Here is a 20689-nt window from a genome sequence, read left to right as displayed (position 1 = left end):
TAATTATTTATCCCCTATCGCATTTTATAGAATTGTGTAATTACCGCACATAAGGATTAACGGGAGCATATACAGGGAAATAGCTGTTATAGCTGCTCCTGCTTACACTAACGCTGCCGGAAACAGAAAATGTTCTTTCGTCGTTAATATACATTACGCCTATTCTGGCAGCGGGGTTGATGCCATAATTATTAGTTCGCATTAAACCGTAGCTCTTGTTAATCCCGGGTTGATAGAATGCGCCATTGTATTGTAAAAGATAAGGGGTCACGGAAACGCCCCCGAAGGCATATATGTTATTGGTAAACTGCCGGTTGATCATTAATTCCAAAGGCGCGGACAGGAAGCTGCTGCTGCCTCCCTTAAATGCGGTAAAACCAGTGGAAATGCCCGCATATTTTGTGACAAACCATTTCTTTTGAAGGTAATTGGTATCGGCCGCCTGGTTAAAATTCCCGAAGGCAGGTTGCGTGCTATGCTGCGCCCCGGAAAATAAAGGAAGCTGTGCCTTTGCAGCCATAGCCCACATTAAAATTGCGGTAAAAATGATTGCACGTATCATACTATGAAGATAACCATCCTTTTTGTTAATATTGCTAATAAAATCATAATATTTCATCCCCGGGGAGGCGCCAGGGCGCTTCACGTGGTACAGCAACAGCGCCGGGGAGCCTGTAAACGCTAAAATACGAGGTATGGCCAATTCCAACACACAGGACCAGCGTATCGCAAAAATGACCTTTGCTTCGATCTATCCTATGTATCTCGCAAAAATAGAGAAGAAGGGCAGAACAAGGGAAGAATTACACCAGGTTATAGCATGGCTGACCGGTTTTGATGATCGTAAGCTGCAGGAGCTGATAAAAGAAAATGTAACGTTTGAAACGTTCTTCCAGCGCGCTTCGCTAAACCCCAATGCACATCTTATTACCGGCGTAATCTGCGGGTACCGGGTAGAAGAAATCGGGGAGCCTTTAACGCAGCGGGTTCGATACCTGGATAAGCTGGTGGATGAGCTGGCGAAGGGCAGGAAGATGGAGAAGATTTTGCGCAGTTAAGATGGAGATAATGGAAGCAAACAGTTTCCCGCCGTAATTTCATTTTTTAAACCGTTTAATGGCATCCTGTATGCCTTCTTCTGTTTCAGGTAATAAGAAATTCAAGCCACGTACAATTCTTGCCTGCACACTTTCAACATACGGCCGGTACGTTTGCATGTATTTCGCAAAAGCGATTTTGTAGTCATCATGTGACTGAAGCGCTTTGGCTAAAATGGTTGCTCCCTGTATTGCCAGGCTTGTGCCCATACCTGTAGGAAAGCTGGTTGTATGTGCTGCATCGCCAACCAGCGCAACACGGCCTTTGGCCCACGACGCCATATGAATCTGGCACACTTCATCAAAATATAAATTGCCGGAATGAAGCATCGCATCTAAAATTTCCGGGATTCTCCAGGAACCGTTTTTAAAATGATCTTCCAGTATCTGCTTGTGCTGCTCGTGATCCTTATAATCGTAATTCAGCTTAGGCGATCTGAAAGCAAGGAAAGCATACACCGCTTCTTTAAACGGGTAAATCGCAGCAGCTTTGCCTGCCTCTTTGTATATCGTAGCTGAATTTGGCTTATCCGGTTTCATATCCGGAGCTTCGGCAATGGCAAAGTAAGCGCCAAAAAACCTGGAATAATTTTCTTCATTACCGAAAACCAGCTTTCTTACGGCAGAGTGTGTTCCGTCTGCACCATAAACAAAATCAAAATTCCTGTGCTCCCCGTTTCTGAACGTTACTGCAACGGTGCCCGTGTGCTGGGTTATTTCTTCAATTCTGTTTTCGAAAAGAAATTCAACTTCATTTGCCGGAATGTTTTCATACAGTATATCCACTAAATCATCGCGGTGAATTTCAATATCACCGTTGTATTCCGGTAGCGCGTTTAGGGAAAATGAAACCAGCGTTTCGTTTTCGGCGTTTACAATTTCATCGGTATGTATAAATTCTTTTGCTTTTATTTTTTCGAGTATGCCCATTTCCTTTACAACTGCCAGCGCTTCGCCTCTTACGTCAATGGGCGACCCGCCTCTTCGTAACCCTGGCGAAATTTCAACTATCGTTACTTTGCAGCCGGATTTGTTCAGCCAGTATGCCAATGTTAAACCAGCAATGCTTGCGCCTGATATTAAAGCCTGTCCTTTCATAGCCATCAGTTTATTGTTTACCGTGCAAAAATGAGTGTATCTTTAGGAATAAAATAACCGTATAACTATTAAAAACAGTCGTAAAAATTGTAGCCTTGCAAACAGATAAACAAGTATTTCTCCAGTTTGCCGATAAAATCGGCTATGATATTGGAAAAAACCTGGCGCAAAATGTGGAAATACAATATCAGAAAATATTTGATTTTTTGCCCGAATTGGCGATGTTCGCTGCTTCTTATGTAGTAAAGAAAAGCTTCACACGCCAAACCACCGCGCCCAAATTGATCAAAGACAGCATTTGCTTTTTCTTCCTCAACACAATAGAGCAACCAAACAGGAAAGGCAAAGTGCAGGAAGAAACGCCCTATGTGAGTGTATTTCCCGCCGCCGCTTCACACAAAAGCTATTTCAAAAAGGGCACCAGGAAAGAAATTGTTTCTATATCTGTCAGTGCCGGCTACCTGAAAGATTTTTTAAAAGAAGATGCGCAACAGTTCCGGTTTTTGTTCGATGGCTACAATAATTTCCTGGTAGAGGAAATTATGACGGACGATATTTTGCGTACCGTAAATGATATTGTGAAAAGGGAAGAGCCGGGCGCGCTCAAAAGCTATTACTACAAGCTGAAAGCAATAGAGTTGCTGTTTTATTTGTTCCAAAGTTTGAGCAAGCGCGAAAAATCTGTTCATCAAAAATTAAGTGAAAACGACATACAGTCCATTTATAAAGTACGCGATAAAATTATGTCATCGTTAAACAAACCCAGTAACATTGCGGCGTTGAAGCAAATAGCCGGAATGAACGAGCTGAAAATGCGCAAACTTTTTACGCAGGTTTTCGGAATGGGCATTTACGATTACTACCAGCACCTGCGAATGAAAGAAGCCGCACGGCTTTTGCGTGATGAGAAACTGCTGGTATCGGAGGTAGGTTACCAAATGGGGTTTGAAAACCTGAGTCATTTTGCGAGAGTATTTGAAAAACACATCGGCAAAAAGCCCAAAAAGTACAGCAGTGAATTGAGATAAAGGATGCAGGCGGCCAACCAGGCAGATTTAGTTTTGGTTACCTTGCACCAGCGCGGGAACTTTGATGTTTTAAAATGAGCAGGCCATGGCCTGCTTTTCTTTAAGCGAAAGATAGTGTAACAATATAAATGCCGGAGTGGGACGGCAGCAGCTTTGCAAGAGAAGAATAATTATCTATTTTACACGCTTAAATCTCGAAGTATGTCCTATCGAATAACCAAAGAATTTTCCCGGTTCCATAGAGAAAGTATTGTTGATGATACTGCAAGAGTAATTGAAACGATAGATATTGATATTAACCAGCGTTTCCTGGATGAGGACAGATTCCACGACCTCTCTGTTTTTTGTGATACGGCTACCCTCAGCTCTAATTTAAAGTTCCCGGGCAAACATTTACTGATCAACTGCCGGCAGCTGATACTGGATGAGGACCGCGTGATTGACACATCAGTTAATGATGCCGACCTCCAAAATATTAACTGGGGCGCTCCCCGGCTGAATGAGCACAATGCTGATTTTCTTGATGAGGTGTTTAAGCAGGAGAATAAAAGCCCTGAAGTGCTGCTGTACCGTATTAAGGCACAGATCAAAGCCCTCCCTGGATCAAAAATAGTCTTTGATGATAAAAAAAGCCCTTTACAGATGCTCAATCAATTGCTGGTTGAGCCGTCTTTCTATGCTGCATGCCTGGCCGTACCCTATTATAACGTTTTGTTGCAAAGAGAAAGCCATTCTCTGGCTGAGCTGGAAAAAATGACAGCCAACCTGCGCAATGAGGTTACAGGTATATCCGATGCTGCCGGTAAGCCTTTGCTGAAGCGTTTTAACCGGTTGGTTATTTCTATTATAGAGAATGAAAACTGCCCCCGGTCTGTTTTCATATGGTGCGACTATGAACGTAACCGGCAGGCTCCCCAGGGGAAAGGAGCATCGGAACTGAATACCGGGTACAACGGAAGGGACGGCGTGAAAGGAGATGATGGCGCCAATGGAAGCAACGGGATAGCAGCGGGGGATGTAACCATTATTGCCGAAACAATTGTAATGAATAACAAGGCCACCCTCACCATTCATGCGAATGGCGGTAAAGGCGGCCGTGGGCAGGATGGAGGTAACGGCAGTGATGGCGGCGATGCCACCCTGTACCAGCAAATTATTACGGGCACAAGCAGCGCTAACATTGTGCTTGCAAATGGTGATAAGAAAGTAGCAATCAATAGTGGGCAGTACATAAGAACGGAGAAGCATTATGGTATGGGCAACTATTCATTGGATATGATCAACCAGGCGGCGTTCGAGAACGCGGTAGCCGAGATCATACCAAGAGGCGGAAAAGGCGGTGACGGGGGCAATGCCGGCAGCAGCGGCAATGGCGGCAGGGGAGGCGCCATTCGTGTATATTGTATCTTGAATGCCATAGCAGCCGGTGAGCGCATCCGCGTATCGCATACCGGCGGCGCGGCCGGCGCCCATTCCTATGGCGGAAGGCCTGGTAACAGCGGTGAATCCAACATACTCCGTTTGACCTTTACCTGGTTAATGGGTGGAGGAGCTGGTACATCCAGGAATTTTGACACAAGAAAGGGAACTGTAGCAGCCGGTGTTCCGGGTAGAAATGCGGCGGCAGCGGCGCCGGGAAGTGAGGGTAGCTATTCCTGTTCGCAGGTTGATTATAGTATGTTGTATTCCAGGTCCCCCGCATCCTTCGAATACCTGCCTTGTTCCATACCGCAACGCCTGATGACCTTTTACGCGCTCAAGCTGGCTTATTTGAAAAAAGACTTTGCCAGGACCAACATTTTGCTTAACTGGCTCGAAAATGTAACACCCCATGCAGATGAAAGCGCAACAGGCGAAATCCCTTCGGACTCCAGGACCGGGAATGCAATAAATCATAATGTTCTTCTCCTGAAAAATTACCTGGCCTGCGGGCTGGATTTTCACGGCCATTCCCTTAATTACACGCCGCTTAATAACGTGGAACATTATACGGACCGCATAACAAAAATACTGACGGTTGCCAAATCTGTAGAAAGCGAATACAACCGCTGGCAGCAAATAGCATCTGATACAATTCAACAGGCTTCCGCCGGCAAAGCATTTGTAAACAGCGAAAATGATAAACTGCGGACCCTTGATATGGGCATTGATGAGCTGCTCGAAAGAAAACTGCAAATAGAGCAAACACTGACAGACCTTACGAGGGAGCTAAAAGCGGAGTTTAAGCTGGTAGAGCAGCGGTCCCGTGATTTTTTTGATAATGTGCAATCCCGTATAGGTTTTGAAATGGGGCTGGGCATGTTGAATATCATTGCACAAACCGTACTGATCGCAACAGGAAACGTTGCCTCAGCTAAGTATATAGGTATGGCGGGAGAAGGGATTGCCAAGCTGCACAGCTACCTGCAGGAAAAGAATGCCGGGGTGGATGAAAATGGTGAAAAGTCGCTTGTTAAAAATCCGTTCCTGGAGGCTGCCAGCGACTCATTGGCGCGGCATGCCGCATCTATGAAAAAGCTCGAGGCGCATCAACAGGAAAAAAATAAAATAAAGCAGGCGCTAAAGGCGGAAATACTCAAGCAGGACGATGAAACCAACCTGACTATTGCTATCAGGGGCGTTAAGGAAAAGAAGCCTGAAACCGGCTTTGTTGCTACGGTGAAAGAAAAAGGACAGGAGTTGGGTAACGTGGTAGCGCATGTAATGCCGATAGTCAATGAAATCCAGAACATAAGGGCTATATCGAAGGATCTTGAAGAATGCCGGCAACAGCTTGGCTTTGATGCTGTAAAGCTGGCCATGACGAAACAGACCTATGAGGCCATGATCACTAAATTTGAAGGGTACGCCGGTAAAGAGGCAGCCGGTAATTTCAGAAAAGCGATTAAAAAATTTGAACAGCTGTCGCGTGACCGTAATGAGCTGCAGTTGGAGTATACCGCGCTTTTCATTAAAATGCAGGAGCTTCTGGCGGCCGATATGTTGATAAACCAGGAGATTGGGGCCAATATGGAGCAAATTGCGATCAATGAAGACCCGGTAATCCGGCAGATGAGCACCTTCTGGGAAAAGGTGTACGATTATTTCAGGGATATGCTGCTTGACCGTATTTATGAGGAATTCCAGGCTTACAGGTATGCCGCACTTTCGGACGAACCTTTCTCAATAGCATCTTTTAGTCATTATATCAGGCATGATGCAGGTATGACGGAAGGAAAAGACATCCCCGGGGCTTTACTAGCGGTACAAAAGATAGACCAGCTTTATTTAAACCAGCATGTGACGTTCATCGAACTACTGCATAACCGGGTGTACGAAATGGCTGTCCGGGCAAGGAACGCAAAATTTGGTTCTCATGCAATGCTGGAAGGCGAAGCAGGGAGGATCGTTTTCAGGAAAACGGAGGGCCACCGTCTTTTTTCCGTTGAAAAGGACTTTGCGGTTGGGGTTTTCCACATTGAAGAAGACTCGGAAAAATTCAATAAACGGGCTTATCTCAGCTTTTCGGAGCTGCGTGTATTTGTACCCGGTGTTGCCGCGGATAATGGCAGGGTATCTTTAAAGATCAGGCATGGCGGCCAGGTGCGCATAAAAGACAAGAAAGGAAAGACACATGAATATGTCCATGATATTCCCAATATCGTAGATTATGAGTATAAAGTATTCAAAGCAGAACAGGAGACGTTTATCAGCAGAATAGACCGGAGGAAAATCGTGTACCAGGATGACAGGGAAATCTATGTGGATTACATCACCAATTCACTGGGCAACGACGATATGTATATTGAGCTGAACCCCTGTACGCAATGGACCGTTTATCTTTCCCCAAAAGATAATCCCGGATTGAAGCTCGAAGATATTACCGAAGTGATTTTCCAATTTAAAGCCAGGGCATTGTCAATGGACATAATATAAAAAGTAATTTGGCATGGCAACGTACCGGGCCGGTGAATGCCAAGTTTAACATATTAATAAATATTTTTTACGTATCTTGATACAGATTATTTGATTAGAGTATGCTGCTGGCGAATTATTGTTTTTACTTCTGATAGTAATAATTAATCTTCTCATCTTATTCAGCTCTCACCTAAGTAGTCTTTTTTATCTATAGTCTTGTGCAATCTCATACAAACGTTTACTTTTTTATAATTTGCCAGCGAGGGTTGGTTTAACTTAAATTTCCTGTTAAATATGTCCTTTATAGAAAATGTGTTAGCCCGGCCAAGTTATGGGTGGAAGAATAGCGAGGGTTTATTTGTAAAGCCTACTTCCAGGCAATTGTTTGCTGAATTTTTTCGCAGGATAAATATTATTGATTCGCGCAAGAACTGGCTGCCTTTTTTTTCATGGTTCAGTGTTTTATGCATCGCGCCATTTTTTTTCATCTTTATTTTTATGCAGGTGCAGGATTTTAATGCCTGGTACCTGTTGGTAGCTTTTGTATATGGGATGATTTTTATGGGCACCCACGGCACCATCTGGTATCACCGCTACGGTACGCACCAGGCTTATCGCTTTAGCAGTAAAGGCTGGCGGTTTCTTACTGCCAATCTTGTAATCAAACTCGTATCAGAGGAGATTTATATAGTATCACATCACGTGCATCATTCATTGTCAGACCAGCCGGGTGACCCCTACAATGCGGATGGCGGTTTTTTATATTGCTTTCTGGCGGATGTAAATCATCAGCCTATTGCTAAAAACTTAAGCAGGGAAGACTATAAAAAGGCGGCTGCTATGCTGAGCCATACAGGAGTAAAGGCCAATAGTTACGAAGGCTATTTAAAGTGGGGCTCCATTGCACATCCCTTAAATACGATTTTGGGCACATTGGCGAATTGGGCCTTTTGGATCATTGTTTTTTATGCTATCGGCGGTCTTTACCTTACCGCGGCTATTTTAGCCGGCGCATTTGTGTGGGGAATAGGCGTTAGAACTTTCAACTATGAAGGGCATGCAAAGGGAGAAATAAAGCATGTTGCCGGCTTTGATTTTAATTCAAAAGACAAGTCCATCAACCAGTGGTGGCCAGGTATCGTTGCCGGGGAATGGCATAACAACCACCACCTTTATCCTGCCAGCGCGCGGTCTGGTTTTCTGAGGGGGCAGATTGACCTTGCATGGTATTACATCCGGGCGTTGAAATTTATTGGCGGCGTAAGTGCCTGCCGCGATTCAAAAAAACAGTTCATGGAGATTTACAGAAAGCCTTACCTGGAGGAGTTAAAGCGGATAAGAAACCTTGAGAAGCAAGCACCTGCAGGTAGCAGATAGGAGAGAGGGGGGCTTGTGCCCACTCCCCGCAAATCCCGTTAAAGATGTGATCTGCGGCGGCTACCAGTTCCCCCTGTGAAGTCATGTCAAATTCATTTGAAAGCAAAATGATACCCATATCAAACTCCGGGTAAAGAACACAATAGCTGGAGAAGCCGAATGTACCCCCGGTATGCCAAACCTTTAGTTTGCCACCAGGTGTTCTGTTCATGATATTCCAGGTTGGGATAAGTACCCGGCAGGTATTTACGAATGTCATCCTCCAGTCTTAATTTCTTGTCTAACAGCGCCCGTGCAAGCAAGGTGCCGGTAAATGTTTTTGTAATAGAGCCGATTTCATAAATAGTATTATCGGCAGGACGCACATCCTTGCCTTTTTGCGTGGAGCCGTAATGGTAAATGTACATGCGGCCATGCCGGTATACACCTATTGAAAGCCCCACCCGTGCCGTATCTTTCATAAAGCTTAAAGCCGCATTTTGAACAATTGTATCTACCGGCTTTACCGGGTAGCTGCCTGCCCCGTTTTGTTGAGCAGTTTGCGCTGTTGCAATCAGCGAAAAACACAATGCCGTTATTATCGTGAATGGCGCTTTCATAATTCTGGCTTTATATCGGCTATAGCCGCTGCACAATTTATAAATAAAAGTTTATTGTTGCGGTATTGGCCATAGCCACTAAAATGCATATATTAGGTAATAAATCCCTTCCCTTCATACCGCAACAATGGACCAGGCCACCACCCAAAAAAACAAGATAGAAGAGGCTTTGCAGGAAGCAATGCAGTTTTTGAAACAGTTTTACTTTACTTACACAGGGTTGCTGCTAAAACCAGTGAAGTTCTTCAGCCGGAATTATCATCCTGTACTTAAGCCCGCAGTATTTGCTTTTATAAGCTGCTTTTTATTTTCCATATTTATAGCGCACTTTTCACTATACATTCCCGGCCTGGGCAGCGACCAGGATGTTTCTTATTTTCTTGATCATCCTGCCAGCTACATAGAAGATATTCGCCGTGCAATAGAGGACTTTTCCTTTATTAAAACATTTATAAGATGTTTTTTAACACTTGGAACAATGTACATATTCAGCCGGGGCGCCACTTACCTTTTCAAATCATCGCCCGAAAAGGAGTTCAGCTACCGGTTTTGCATGTACTATTCCGGGTGGCAGCTGACTTCAGTTTTCTTGATCCTGGTGCTGGTATCTCTTTATTGTATTGAGTTTCCTTTTTCAAACAGTATCAGGAAGGTGCCCATTTTCGGCGGCGCAATACTGGCGCTTATTGAGTTCATCTACCTGACGGTGTTCCTGCTTCCGGTCTTCCTTATTCCAATTATTGCCATGCTCCGTATCAGGAGGAAGGCTCCTGTTAAAAAGTATTATTTCAGGATGACTGTTGTAGCAATACTGGTGTACCTTCCTTTTATTCTCAATGTGGGATTGGCCGGGCACCTGGCAAACATCAGGGGCGGCCTGGAAAAAAATACGAGCCCTTTTTTTTATTATAAAGGTAGTTTTCCTCCTTTGGCGGTGCTTGATTATAATAATGATAGCTTACTAATAAAGGCAAGGGTAGTGGTGGTTAACCCCGGGGCGCTGCCGTTATTTGTTGATCCGCTTTATGCGGCGGAGATTGATGTTGAAAGCAGCGGAATGCAGGGAGGAATAGATTCAATAACAAAAAAAATGATTTTTGACTACAGGTTTTGCGTTACAGGCGCCAATGGCGGATCAGATCTTATATCCATTGATCCTAACAAAGAGCGGCTGCTAAACCTGCAGCTGACCATTGCCAAAAAAGATTTTTACCAATGGTATGCACTGCAGCAACAGCATAAGGAAATGGTGTATAGCCTTTATGTTATCACCGAAGATATTGCCGAAGAAGATAAAAGGAGGGTGATTGGCGGGCTTCTTATTCCTGAAGCAAACCGCACTTCCATCAGTTGGGGTCAATTAAAGCTGCCGGATTCAACGCAGGCGCATGCAGCGCCGCTACACCGGTAGCTCCGGTTTGTTCAGGCAGCGCGTTTGGAAATACACGCTGGGTTTTTATCTACTTCCCCCGATCCGCCCGGCTAAGGCTAATAAAATTCATCATTTAGCGCTATCTTTAAAGTGGCATTAATAATTTCTGAAGCAAATGACCGATTTCCGCTTCATCCCGGTTACCCCGCATCCTTTGCTGAGCCCTTATGTGGCAAAGATATGGGTATTTGAAAGCGCCGGCCGCCTGCCTGCGCAGGAGAGGAAGCTGATTGTTCCCAACGCCAATCTTAAATTAACGCTCACCTGCCGCAACGGCATCGCAGCCAGGGTGGGGAATAAAACTTTCCTGCAGCGTGAAAATGAATTAACACTAACTGGCCTGATCGATACGCCGGTTACTTTAGACCCCTGTGAGGATGCGCAAACCGGCACCATCATCATCGAATTTAACCCGCTGGGCGCTTACCGTTTCTTTCATTTGCGGTTTACAGAAGTCAAAAACGAGATCACAGACCTGGACAGCCTGGCCGGCAACGGGGTGGTAACACTTCGCTCGCAGCTGGCTGAAACCGGCGATACTTCCCTGAAACTGCAGCTCCTGCAAAACTTCCTGGTCAAACAGCTGGAACAATCCGGGGCCGATCCTGTTTATGATCATTGCATTCAGCGGATAACGGCTGCCAATGGCCTGGTCACCGTGGCGCAGCTTGAAAAGGAAACCGGCTACAGCGCGCGCTGGCTTAACCGGAAATTCACCGAGCACCTGGGCACCAGCCCTAAGGGCCTGGCGGAGATTATCCGTTTCAAACAATTCTACCAGGCATATTCCATGGGCATTCCGTCACAAAAATTAAAAGCGCACATCTACCAGTACTACTACGACCAGTCCCACTTTCTCCGGGCCTTTAAACGGTTTACCGGAACTACGCCCACCGAGTTGCAAAGCAGCCTGAACGAGCTCAGTACCCGGAATTTTACGAGCTAATTCCGATTCGTACAATACCCAGGACCACCACTACCCGATCTTTGCTTAAAAAAGCGAATAAAATGAAAAACAACGATTTTAGCAGCAGCATTTCCGCAAAGATCAGCGCCGGCGACGCCATTCAAAAAATCAGCAACCTGCCGGAGTGGTGGGGAGTTACCTTTAGCGGGAACACCGGAAAACAGGACGACGAGTTTGTTATAAAAATGGGTGAAGATGCGTTCTTCAACTTTACCGTAACAGAGCTAACGCCCGGTAAAAGAGTGGTTTGGCAGGTTAACGACTGCCATATGCCCTGGTTCCGGAATAAAAAAGAATGGGCCGGCACCCGGTTAATTTTTGACGTGCATGAAAATAACGGCGTGACAACAGTGAACTTCAAACACGAAGGCCTTACGCCGGACGTTGAATGTTACAAAGACTGTGAAAAGGGGTGGACCCACTGGATACAGAAAAGCCTGTTTTCTTATTTTACTACCGGCAAAGGCGATTTCAATAAATCGGGCAAGTAAGGTATTCCCGCACCCATAAATATTTTTTATTACCTTCCGGCAGTTGACACTATAACGTATGATCAGTTGCAGCTTCCTTTCCGTGTTTTATGAATACCATCAATGCAAAAAAAGCGGCAAGCCTTTACCGGATTTTGAAAATTATATGGAGGCAGAAAATGCCTGGATGAATTTTTACGGTTTGGGGCGGCTTGAAGCATACCGGTTTATTTACAGTGAATGTACCGGCGTAGGCCATTTGCAGGATTGGTTGATTGGCCTGAAGGGTGCGGCGCAGGTGCAGGAGGCAGCCGCCGCCTTTGAACGGTGGGCAAGGCAGGAAAAAACAAACAGCATTGCTGCAGATACAGCATTTTTTCCGCTTAGCGATGCTCAAATACAACACTGGGAAAAGCAGGGATATGTTAAAGTAAGCGGCCTGGTAGACGAACATTTATGCGATGCCGTTATAAACATGATCTGTAAAAAGCTGGGCGCTGATATGGCTGTACCGTCTACCTGGTATAGCGGCCATACTGACTGGCATGGGTTAATGTTGCAGGTATACCAGGATGAAAGCATTAATGCTATTAAACAGCTGCCTGCCATCAGGCAGCTGTTTGCCGGATTATATGGAACTGCAAACATAGCAGCCAATACGGAGAAGGTAAGCTTTAATCCGCCGGAAACGGCCTCCTGGAAATTTGCGCATAATAAGCTGCATTGGGATATTGACTTTGAGAATGCCGATATATACTATATACAAGGCCTGGTTTACCTCAACGACGTACCGGAAAACAGGGGACCATTAACATTGGTGCCTGGTTTTCATCGCCGGTTTGAAAGCTGGATGGCAACCCACCCCAACCCCCATGAAGCGCACCTGGCCATGCAAAACGCTTTTACCGGCACACCCGTACCCGGGAAAAAGGGTGATATTATTCTTTGGCAGCAAACCTTACCGCACGCGGCCAGCGCAAATCGCTCTGATTTGCCCAGGTTTGTTCAATACATCAGCTTTTCTAAGTTATAGGAATGTGTTTTTAAGCCGCAGGCGTACAAATTGCGGGAAATTCCATTTAGTAATATTATATCTCGCTTCAGCCGGTTTAAATCCCGGTTCAGCAGTTTGCACTTTATCTATGAAATGAATTATTTTAACTTTAAAACAAACTTATCTACTGGTAATCATTTATGACGGGGCTTTCTTCTCACCTGCTTTTTTTCCTGGGTTGCTTTACCTGCATGTTATGTAAACCGGCGAGCGCACAGCACCAGGGATATATATACGGTGAAGTGGTGCTGAAGAATAAGCAAACTTATACCGGGCCTATTAAATGGAGCGGCGGACAACGGCTCTGGAGCGATGTGCTGTCCGTTACCAAAAGCACGAATAAGAACATATTTAAATACCTGGACGAGTCCCAGATCAAGCGGCTGAGCAATGAAGAAGGGGGCAAGAAAATAGACTGGCAGTTCATGAGCCTGTGGGAGGACAAATTCCCCCAACGGAAAAACGAGATCCTGTGCCGGTTCGGGGATATTGACTTTATCCACGTTACCGGGTCGGACCAGGCGCAGATTTATTTCAAGAACGGCAGCAAGGTAAGGGCGGTGCCTTACAAAAATGAAGCGGCACAGCTGGGCAAAAATATTGTTGTTTACACCGGGGGCGATTCAAAAACCATTAAATGGGACGACATCAGCACCGTAAAGTTCCGGAACACCCCTACCGACCCGCAGCTCATGCACTGGGCGCCGCTTTACGGAACCGTGAATACCTCCAATGGACCTGTAACCGGCTTTATACAATGGAACCGGTATAAATACCTGAATGCGCATACACTAACCGGCAAAACCCGGAACAATGAGCCGGTGAGCTATGCGTTCGCATATATTGCCCGCATTGAGAAACAGAACAACCAGGTGCTGGTGCAGCTTCGCTCCGGCAAAAGCATTGTGCTGGGCGGATCGGATGATGTGACCAGCGCCAACAAGGGCATTGTGGTAATGCATCCGCTGTACGGAAGGGTGTTCGTAGAATGGAAAGCCTTCCGGTCGCTCACGCTCCAGGCGCAGCCTGCAACCGGGCTGGCGTATGAAAACTATCCCGTACCCACCCGCTTATACGCCACTGTGCAAACTACCGATAACAGCACTTACCAGGGCACCTGCATGTTTGACCTGGATGAGGAGTGGACCGTGGAAATGCTGGATGGCAATAAAGACGGGCTATATTATCAGATACCCTTTTACTATATTAGCAGGATTGCGCCCTACCGGCAGCACTATTCCAAAGTTTGGTTAAAGAACAACAGCACCCTGCTGCTGGGTTGGGCCAATGATGTAAGCGATAAGAACTGGGGGGTGATCATATGGTTGTCCGGTAAAAAATACCAGTACATTCCATGGAACCAGGTAAAGGAAATTTCCTTCAGATAGATCATGAATAAGGGATATAAGCGATTGCTGATCTATATTTTTTTATTTGCCGTAGTAACCGGCGGGGCTTTCCTTGGCTACCTGGTGTACAACGGGCAGGTAGAAAGTTTTTATGTAGTGGCCCTGGCCTGGATCATTACGGTGATCCTGCTGTTATGGTTCGGCAACAAGTATATCTACTTTCTGCTGGACAGGAATATTTCCTGGAATGCGCATACCACCAGGCGGTTCTTTATACAGCTTACGGTAAGCGCGCTGTACTCCCTGTGCTGTATTAACCTTACCTACTATCTTTTTAAAATCACCACCAACAGCACGCCGCCCGACCCTGCGCAGGTGATGGTGCTGAATGTGTATGGCCTGCTTTTTATCATCCCGGTGTTATCCATCAACTTTGGCATTTATTTCATGATGCAGTGGAAGAAGGCGCAGCTGCAGGCCAACCAGCTGAAGGAAGACAACCTGCAGGCGCAGCTCAATTCACTCCGGATGCAGCTGGACCCGCATTTCCTGTTCAACAACCTCAATGTGCTGGCCAGCCTGATTGATAAAGACCGCAACGAAGCGCAGGATTTCCTGGACAAGTTTGCGGATGTGTACCGCTATGTGCTGCAGTACAAAAAAGAAGAGCTGGTGCCGCTGCATACCGAGCTGAAATTCATTAAAGCTTACTGCCACCTGCTGAAAAAACGTTTCGGAGAAGGGCTGGTGATCGATATTGCCGATATACCGGCTGCCGCCTGCACCCGGTGCATACCGCCACTATCCCTGCAAATGCTGATGGAGAATGCCGTGAAGCACAACATTATTTCAAGGGATATGCCTTTGCACATCCGCGTTTATGCCCGGGAAGCAGAATGGGTTACCCTGGAGAATACGTACCAGCCATTGCAAATGGAGAAGACGGCAAGATCGGGCAGTGGCCTGGAAAATATCCGCAAACGCTACCAGCATTTATCTGCCGTGGAGATCAACGTGGGTTGCGACGGTCGTTTTTTTAAAGTAGATTTACCGCTGCTGGAGATAGATGAATAAAACTTACTGCCAATGGAAGTATTGATCATTGAAGATGAAGAACCTGCTGCGGAAAGACTGGTTGGGCTGTTAAGGCAATACGATAAGGCCATCCGCCCTTTGGCAACGCTGCCGTCCGTGGAAGAGGTGGTAAAATGGTTTGCAGACCACCGGCAGCCCGACCTGGTGCTGCTGGATATTCATTTGTCGGACGGTTTATGCTTCGACATTTTTAAACAGGTAGAAGTCCGTTGCCCCATCATTTTCTGTACTGCCTACGACCAGTATGTGCTGGACGCTTTCCAGGTGCACAGCATCGATTACCTGTTAAAACCGGTGCAATACCAGAAACTGGAGAAAAGCCTGCAGAAGATGGAGGCCATCCGCTCCCAGATGCGGCCTGCCGGCAGCGACCCTCATTTTAACGAGATCATTAACATCATCAAAAACAGCCAGCAAAGCTATAAATCCCGGTTCATGGTAAAAACCGGCAACCGGATCAAAGCCGTTAAAAGCAGCGATATTGCCTATTTTATTTCCCGTAATAAAGTTACCCTGCTGGTAACCACCGAAGGGCAGCGTTTTCCCCTGGACTATACGCTGGACGAGCTAATGGCCATGCTGGACCCTGTAATGTTCTTTCACGTGAACCGCAACCTGATCATACACATCGACTCTGTGAAGGAAGTGCATCCCTATTTTAAAGGCCGGCTTAAGCTGGTGCTAACGCCCGGGCAGGAAGAGGAGGTGGTGATCAGCAGCCAGAAAACCCCGCTTTTTAAAGCCTGGCTGGACCACTGATCCTGCTTGCTTATTCAGAACGTCATAATCCCGCCTCAGCCATATAATATCCGTTTACATCGCAAATGGCTTTTTTCCTGTGCAGAAATCTGTTTTTTTTGGAAACAGCTAACAGTGCTTATTGTAAACTATAATAAAAGAAGGAGCTTCTGATGAATTTCACGTATCTGAAAAGGGGCATATTCCGGTTCCGGGGCTGCGGCCTGGTACTGGCATTGGTAACAGTATGCGGCCTGCAGCGTGCAGCCGCGCAATATCCGCATATACCGCAAGACGTAGCGCATGCCAGCAATGAAATGATGGCCGCGGCACAGCGCCACTCTGATTCCGCATGGCAGCAGGCATGGCCTATTATACAGGCAGATGCCAGAAACGGCAAACCTTACATTCCATGGGCGCACCGGCCCACTGATCTGCCCCAGGCCGGCATTCCGGCATTCCCGGGCGCGGAAGGCGGCGGTAAGTTCAGCTTTGGCGGCCGTGGAGGGAAAGTGCTGGTAGTGACCAACCTGAATGATGATGGTCCCGGCAGCTTCCGCTGGGCCTGCGAACAGGGCGGCGCACGCACCGTTGTGTTCAATGTAGCCGGTATTATTCACCTTAAAAGCCCGCTTATTATACGCGCGCCCTATATTACCATTGAAGGGCAATCGGCCCCGGGCAATGGCGTGTGCATAGCCGGGGAATCGGTTTGGCTTAACACGCATGACGTGATTATCCGCTACATGCGTTTCCGCCGTGGCGAAACCAATGTAGGCCGCCGCGACGATGCCATTGGCGGCAACCCTGTGGGCAATATAATGATAGACCACGTTTCCGCCAGCTGGGGGTTGGATGAGAATATGAGCATGTACCGGCACATGTACAACGACAGCACCGGTACGCAGGAACAAAAGATGCCGACGGTGAACCTCACTATCCAGAACTCCATTTTCGCAGAAGGGCTGGACACCTGGAACCACGCTTTCGGCAGCACGCTGGGCGGCGAGAATGCCACCTTTATGCGCAACCTGTGGGCAGATAACACGGGCCGCAACCCTTCCGTTGGCTGGAACGGCATTTTCAATTTTGTGAACAACGTGGTATTCAACTGGGTGCACCGTTCAGTAGACGGCGGCGATTATACCGCCACGTTCAATATGATCAACAACTATTTCAAACCCGGGCCGGCTACTTCCAAAACAGCACCGGTAGGCCACCGCATACTGAACCCCGAATCAGGGCGCAGCAAGCTGAAATACAAGGTATTCGGCCGCGCTTATGTGCATGGCAATATTATGGAGGGCTACCCGGAAATAACAAAAGATAACTGGGCCGGCGGCGTGCAGGTAGAAGATGAGCATGACCATGACCAGCCGGATGCCGGAAAATATATGCCGTACATGCGCTGGACCAAACCATTCCCCATGGCGCCGGTAACGGTCATGCCTGCAAAAGAGGCCTTTGCCTATGTGCTGAAAAACGCAGGCGCCACGCTTCCTGAAAGGGACCCCGTAGATATCCGCGTTACTGAGCAGGTAAGAACCGGCAAGATCAACTACCTGAAAGATGTAAAATTACCGGCAACGCAGTTCGAGCACCGCCGCCTGCCGATTGATTCCTATAAAATGGGCATTATCACCGATGTAAGCCAGGTAGGCGGGTACCCGGAATATAAAGGAACGCCTTATAAAGATGCGGACAATGACGGCCTGCCCGACGCCTGGGAAAAGAAGCACGGACTGAATGCCAATGACGCCAAGGACGCCAGCCTGGATAAGGATGGCGACGGCTACACCAACATTGAGCAATTCCTGAATGAAATAGCGGCCGGAAAATAGGCAACCGCTGCCGGCGTAAAACAGCAACCTATGCGGATCACCTGGATAATATTTGCCTTACTCTTATCAGCTGCCGGTTACGCCCAAAGTACCAGGAGCGTGAAAGGACATATCCGGGACAGCGCCGGCAACGCCTTGCCTGGCGCCGTGATAACGCTGGTGGCTGATGCAGACAGCATGGGGCTGGCAGTGGACACCACCGGCGGGTTTATTTTCAACAACGTTCAATCATCCCGGTTTACGCTGAAGGCAAGCTTTATCGGGTACAAAACATTTATCCGGCAGTATCATGTTGCAGACACCGCAACAAGGGTACTGCTGGATAATATTATACTGGCAGACGCGCAAACCCACCTGGGAGAGATTGTGGTGCGGGCCACCGTGCCGGTAAAAGTGAAGGAAGACACCATTGAATATGACGCAAAGGCATTCAGGGTGAGGGAAGGCGACGCCGTGGAGGAGATTGTGAAAAAGCTGCCCGGCATGGAGGTAGACAAGAACGGCAACATGACGGTGCAGGGGGAAGCCATTACCAGGGTAAAGCTGAACGGCAAAGACTTTTTCGGGGACGATGCCGCCGCCGCCATCCAGAACCTGCCGGCCGATATTGTGAAGAACCTGCAGGTAATTGACGACTACGGCGACAAAGCCGCTGTAACCGGCATTAAAGGCGCTACTTCCCAAAAAATACTCAACATCAATTTAGAGCCGGACAAGGAGCGTGGCTATTATGGCAAGGCAACCGCCGGTGCGGGCACTGCGGGCCGGTACCTGGGTCGCGTGCAGTCCAATATACTGCGGGGTAACCGGCAAATTGCCATTGACGGTGGCATTAATAATACAGAAAGAGGGGACGGCATTTCCGAAAGAAAATCGATAAAGGCCAATTACCGCGACAACTGGGGCCAGGCGCTGGAGTCGTACGGCAGTTACCGTTACAACAACCGGCAGCAGGATGTAATAGCAGCTACCTACAGCCAAAGCATTTTCCAGGATTACACCAAAACAGAGGATGAGGACAGGAACAGCCATTCCGGCCAGCAGCAGCACCAGCTATCCTGGAACCTGGAGTACCGGCTGGATTCCAATAACTATCTTAAAGTACAGCCCAACATCGGTTATAATGTGAATGCTTCGCATACTACGGGCCTGGCAAAAACATTCCTGCTGGGCGGCTCTTCCGTCAAGGATAACCAATCATTCGGCAATGCTACCTCATCGGACATAGGCACCACACTGTTCTATAACCACAAGTTCAGGAAGCATGGCCGCAACCTCAGCCTGGATGCGAAGATCAGCGCTTCCGGCGGCGACAATTACAGTGATATAACTAACCGCTACACCATTACCGATTCATCCGGTAATGTCACGGATGAAGACCAGCTGCAGCGGACCAGCACCAGCAACAAAGTGGTGCAGACAAATGTAGAAGCATCTTACATTGAGCCGCTGTCGGCATCGTCTTATGCCGTGCTGGAATACGAGTGGGGCAGGTCGGGTACGGAAAACATCCGCAACACCAACGATGTGGACCCTGCCAGCGGCGAGCAGAAGCCCAACCTGCTGCAAAGCAATAATTATAATTACCAGTTTATTACCCATCGCATAGGGCTTACCTACCAGTTCAGGCACGAAAAGCTGAAGTACATGCTGGGAATGTCGGCCCAGCCATCGCTGTTGAAAGGGCAGGACATCAGCCGGGGAATTGCTACCTCCAGGCATATGTTTAACCTGGTTCCGGTTGCGCGGCTGGTGTACCGTTTTTCCAGGAAAAAAACCTTCACGGCCAGGTATTACGGCAGGAGCCAGGCGCCTGGTTTTACCCAGCTGCAGCCCATTACGGATAATTCCGATCTTCAGAACACCATAACCGGCAACCCGGATCTGAAACCGGAGTTTTCCAACAATATCAGCCTGGAGTACAAACAGTCCGACTGGTCATCGGGCTACACTATGCTCACCAAGCTAACGATGAACCAAACCCGGAATAAAATCGTAAGCACCCGCGTAATTGTTGCAGACAGCCTGAAGGAAAAAACCAGCTATGTAAATACAAACGGGTTCTATTTTGTGAAAGGCTTTTATACTTTTTCAAAGCCGTTTGCCGGCCGCAAGTACGTGCTTACCTACTTTGGCAACGCCGGCATTAGTAATAACATTGCCTTTACCAATGAAGAACGGAATATCGGCAAGGACCTGGACATCCGCCAGGGCCTGAAGTTCCGCCTTGACCTGGAGGAGGTGGCGGACGTTGAGCTGAACACCGCCTACACGTTTAACAGCACCAGCTACTCATCCGCGGCATTTGAAGGCCGGCAGGTACACAGTATTTTTATCGGGCTGGGAGGGAGGAACTACTTTTTCAGCAACTGGACGCTGGGATATAATCTTTCCCAAACCATCAATAACGGGTACAATACCGGCAATGCCAATCCCACCTTGCTGAACGTATATGTTGAACGGCGGTTCCTGAAAGGCCATAAGGCCGCGGTACGCCTGGCTGCTTTTGATCTTTTCAATGAAAATACCGGTATTACCCGTGATGTTTTTGACAACCAGATCGTAGACCGGCAGAACAACCGGCTGGCCAGGTATTTTATGCTGTCATTCAATTACCGGCTGGAGGATTTTGGCGGGTAACCGGTTG

16 protein-coding genes are annotated in these 20689 nt (G+C 47.4%); 13 read left to right on the top strand and 3 right to left on the bottom strand.

Going from position 1 to position 20689, the window contains the following annotated elements; genetic code table 11:
* Positions 1–40: 40 nt before the first annotated feature.
* Positions 41–520 (bottom strand): hypothetical protein, encoded by a 480-nt coding sequence (locus tag VFS25_RS07855; protein WP_326461578.1) that lies wholly within the window; start codon positions 518–520, stop codon positions 41–43.
* 175 nt (positions 521–695) lie between these two features.
* On the opposite strand from VFS25_RS07855, the gene VFS25_RS07850 reads away from it, so the two are divergent.
* Positions 696–1058 (top strand): DUF2200 domain-containing protein, encoded by a 363-nt coding sequence (locus tag VFS25_RS07850; protein ID WP_326461577.1) that lies wholly within the window; start codon positions 696–698, stop codon positions 1056–1058.
* A 39-nt stretch (positions 1059–1097) separates the two neighbouring features.
* Here VFS25_RS07850 and VFS25_RS07845 read toward each other — a convergent pair whose 3' ends face one another.
* The gene (locus VFS25_RS07845; RefSeq protein ID WP_326461576.1) at positions 1098–2195 is read right to left on the bottom strand and encodes an FAD-dependent monooxygenase; all 1098 of its coding nucleotides are present in this window, start codon (positions 2193–2195) and stop codon (positions 1098–1100) included.
* A gap of 95 nt (positions 2196–2290) precedes the next feature.
* Between VFS25_RS07845 and VFS25_RS07840 the strand changes: the two genes are divergently transcribed.
* The 3 genes from VFS25_RS07840 to VFS25_RS07830 all read left to right on the top strand — a co-directional run bounded on the left by VFS25_RS07840 (position 2291) and on the right by VFS25_RS07830 (position 8497).
* A complete protein-coding gene (locus tag VFS25_RS07840; protein ID WP_326461575.1) occupies positions 2291–3223 on the top strand; it encodes an AraC family transcriptional regulator in 933 nt (310 codons plus the stop codon).
* Between the two features lie 201 nt (positions 3224–3424).
* Entirely contained in the window at positions 3425–7138 is a 3714-nt protein-coding gene (locus VFS25_RS07835) for a hypothetical protein (RefSeq protein ID WP_326461574.1), read from the top strand.
* 276 nt (positions 7139–7414) lie between these two features.
* On the top strand, positions 7415–8497 hold the full coding sequence (locus tag VFS25_RS07830; protein WP_326461573.1) for a fatty acid desaturase: 1083 nt from the start codon (positions 7415–7417) through the stop codon (positions 8495–8497).
* A gap of 119 nt (positions 8498–8616) precedes the next feature.
* On the opposite strand, the gene VFS25_RS07825 is transcribed toward VFS25_RS07830, so the two are convergent.
* Positions 8617–9096, bottom strand: a complete 480-nt coding sequence (locus VFS25_RS07825) for a serine hydrolase (protein ID WP_326461572.1) — start codon at positions 9094–9096, stop codon at positions 8617–8619.
* Positions 9097–9223: 127 nt separating this feature from the next.
* On the opposite strand from VFS25_RS07825, the gene VFS25_RS07820 reads away from it, so the two are divergent.
* From VFS25_RS07820 to VFS25_RS07780, 9 genes are all read left to right on the top strand, one after another.
* Positions 9224–10507: a hypothetical protein gene (locus tag VFS25_RS07820; protein WP_326461571.1), complete on the top strand. Its 1284-nt coding sequence runs from the start codon at positions 9224–9226 to the stop codon at positions 10505–10507.
* A gap of 136 nt (positions 10508–10643) precedes the next feature.
* The gene (locus VFS25_RS07815) at positions 10644–11474 is read left to right on the top strand and encodes an AraC family transcriptional regulator (protein WP_326461570.1); all 831 of its coding nucleotides are present in this window, start codon (positions 10644–10646) and stop codon (positions 11472–11474) included.
* Between the two features lie 62 nt (positions 11475–11536).
* Positions 11537–11986 (top strand): SRPBCC domain-containing protein, encoded by a 450-nt coding sequence (locus tag VFS25_RS07810; protein ID WP_326461569.1) that lies wholly within the window; start codon positions 11537–11539, stop codon positions 11984–11986.
* Positions 11987–12044: 58 nt separating this feature from the next.
* Positions 12045–12998 carry a phytanoyl-CoA dioxygenase family protein gene (locus VFS25_RS07805; protein ID WP_326461568.1) on the top strand — a complete coding sequence of 318 codons (954 nt, stop codon included), beginning with the start codon at positions 12045–12047 and terminating at the stop codon, positions 12996–12998.
* A gap of 161 nt (positions 12999–13159) precedes the next feature.
* Positions 13160–14407, top strand: coding sequence for a hypothetical protein (locus tag VFS25_RS07800; protein ID WP_326461567.1), 1248 nt, complete (start codon positions 13160–13162; stop codon positions 14405–14407).
* Between the two features lie 3 nt (positions 14408–14410).
* Entirely contained in the window at positions 14411–15442 is a 1032-nt protein-coding gene (locus tag VFS25_RS07795; RefSeq protein WP_326461566.1) for a sensor histidine kinase, read from the top strand.
* 12 nt (positions 15443–15454) lie between these two features.
* On the top strand, positions 15455–16222 hold the full coding sequence (locus VFS25_RS07790; RefSeq protein ID WP_326461565.1) for a LytTR family DNA-binding domain-containing protein: 768 nt from the start codon (positions 15455–15457) through the stop codon (positions 16220–16222).
* A gap of 152 nt (positions 16223–16374) precedes the next feature.
* Positions 16375–18042 (top strand): polysaccharide lyase, encoded by a 1668-nt coding sequence (locus VFS25_RS07785; RefSeq protein ID WP_326461564.1) that lies wholly within the window; start codon positions 16375–16377, stop codon positions 18040–18042.
* A gap of 99 nt (positions 18043–18141) precedes the next feature.
* On the top strand, positions 18142–20682 hold the full coding sequence (locus tag VFS25_RS07780) for an outer membrane beta-barrel protein (RefSeq protein WP_326461563.1): 2541 nt from the start codon (positions 18142–18144) through the stop codon (positions 20680–20682).
* The last annotated feature ends 7 nt before the right edge of the window (positions 20683–20689 follow it).

The organism is Chitinophaga sp., from assembly GCF_035761305.1.
GTDB lineage: Bacteria > Bacteroidota > Bacteroidia > Chitinophagales > Chitinophagaceae > Chitinophaga.
The sequence above is the reverse complement of the archived record's forward strand: the minus strand, read 5'-3'. Positions and strand labels throughout refer to the sequence as shown.

Excerpts from the sequence above, each read along its gene's own strand:
- VFS25_RS07815 (WP_326461570.1), top strand. The coding sequence starts at position 10,644 with ATGACCGATTTCCGCTTCATCCCGGTTACCCCGCATCCTTTGCTGAGC.
- VFS25_RS07805 (WP_326461568.1), top strand. The coding sequence starts at position 12,045 with ATGATCAGTTGCAGCTTCCTTTCCGTGTTTTATGAATACCATCAATGC.
- VFS25_RS07845 (WP_326461576.1), bottom strand. The coding sequence starts at position 2,195 with ATGAAAGGACAGGCTTTAATATCAGGCGCAAGCATTGCTGGTTTAACA.
- VFS25_RS07790 (WP_326461565.1), top strand. The coding sequence starts at position 15,455 with ATGGAAGTATTGATCATTGAAGATGAAGAACCTGCTGCGGAAAGACTG.
- VFS25_RS07820 (WP_326461571.1), top strand. The coding sequence starts at position 9,224 with ATGGACCAGGCCACCACCCAAAAAAACAAGATAGAAGAGGCTTTGCAG.
- VFS25_RS07830 (WP_326461573.1), top strand. The coding sequence starts at position 7,415 with ATGTCCTTTATAGAAAATGTGTTAGCCCGGCCAAGTTATGGGTGGAAG.
- VFS25_RS07795 (WP_326461566.1), top strand. The coding sequence starts at position 14,411 with ATGAATAAGGGATATAAGCGATTGCTGATCTATATTTTTTTATTTGCC.
- VFS25_RS07785 (WP_326461564.1), top strand. The coding sequence starts at position 16,375 with ATGAATTTCACGTATCTGAAAAGGGGCATATTCCGGTTCCGGGGCTGC.
- VFS25_RS07810 (WP_326461569.1), top strand. The coding sequence starts at position 11,537 with ATGAAAAACAACGATTTTAGCAGCAGCATTTCCGCAAAGATCAGCGCC.
- VFS25_RS07855 (WP_326461578.1), bottom strand. The coding sequence starts at position 520 with ATGGCTGCAAAGGCACAGCTTCCTTTATTTTCCGGGGCGCAGCATAGC.
- VFS25_RS07825 (WP_326461572.1), bottom strand. The coding sequence starts at position 9,096 with ATGAAAGCGCCATTCACGATAATAACGGCATTGTGTTTTTCGCTGATT.
- VFS25_RS07850 (WP_326461577.1), top strand. The coding sequence starts at position 696 with ATGGCCAATTCCAACACACAGGACCAGCGTATCGCAAAAATGACCTTT.
- VFS25_RS07800 (WP_326461567.1), top strand. The coding sequence starts at position 13,160 with ATGACGGGGCTTTCTTCTCACCTGCTTTTTTTCCTGGGTTGCTTTACC.
- VFS25_RS07835 (WP_326461574.1), top strand. The coding sequence starts at position 3,425 with ATGTCCTATCGAATAACCAAAGAATTTTCCCGGTTCCATAGAGAAAGT.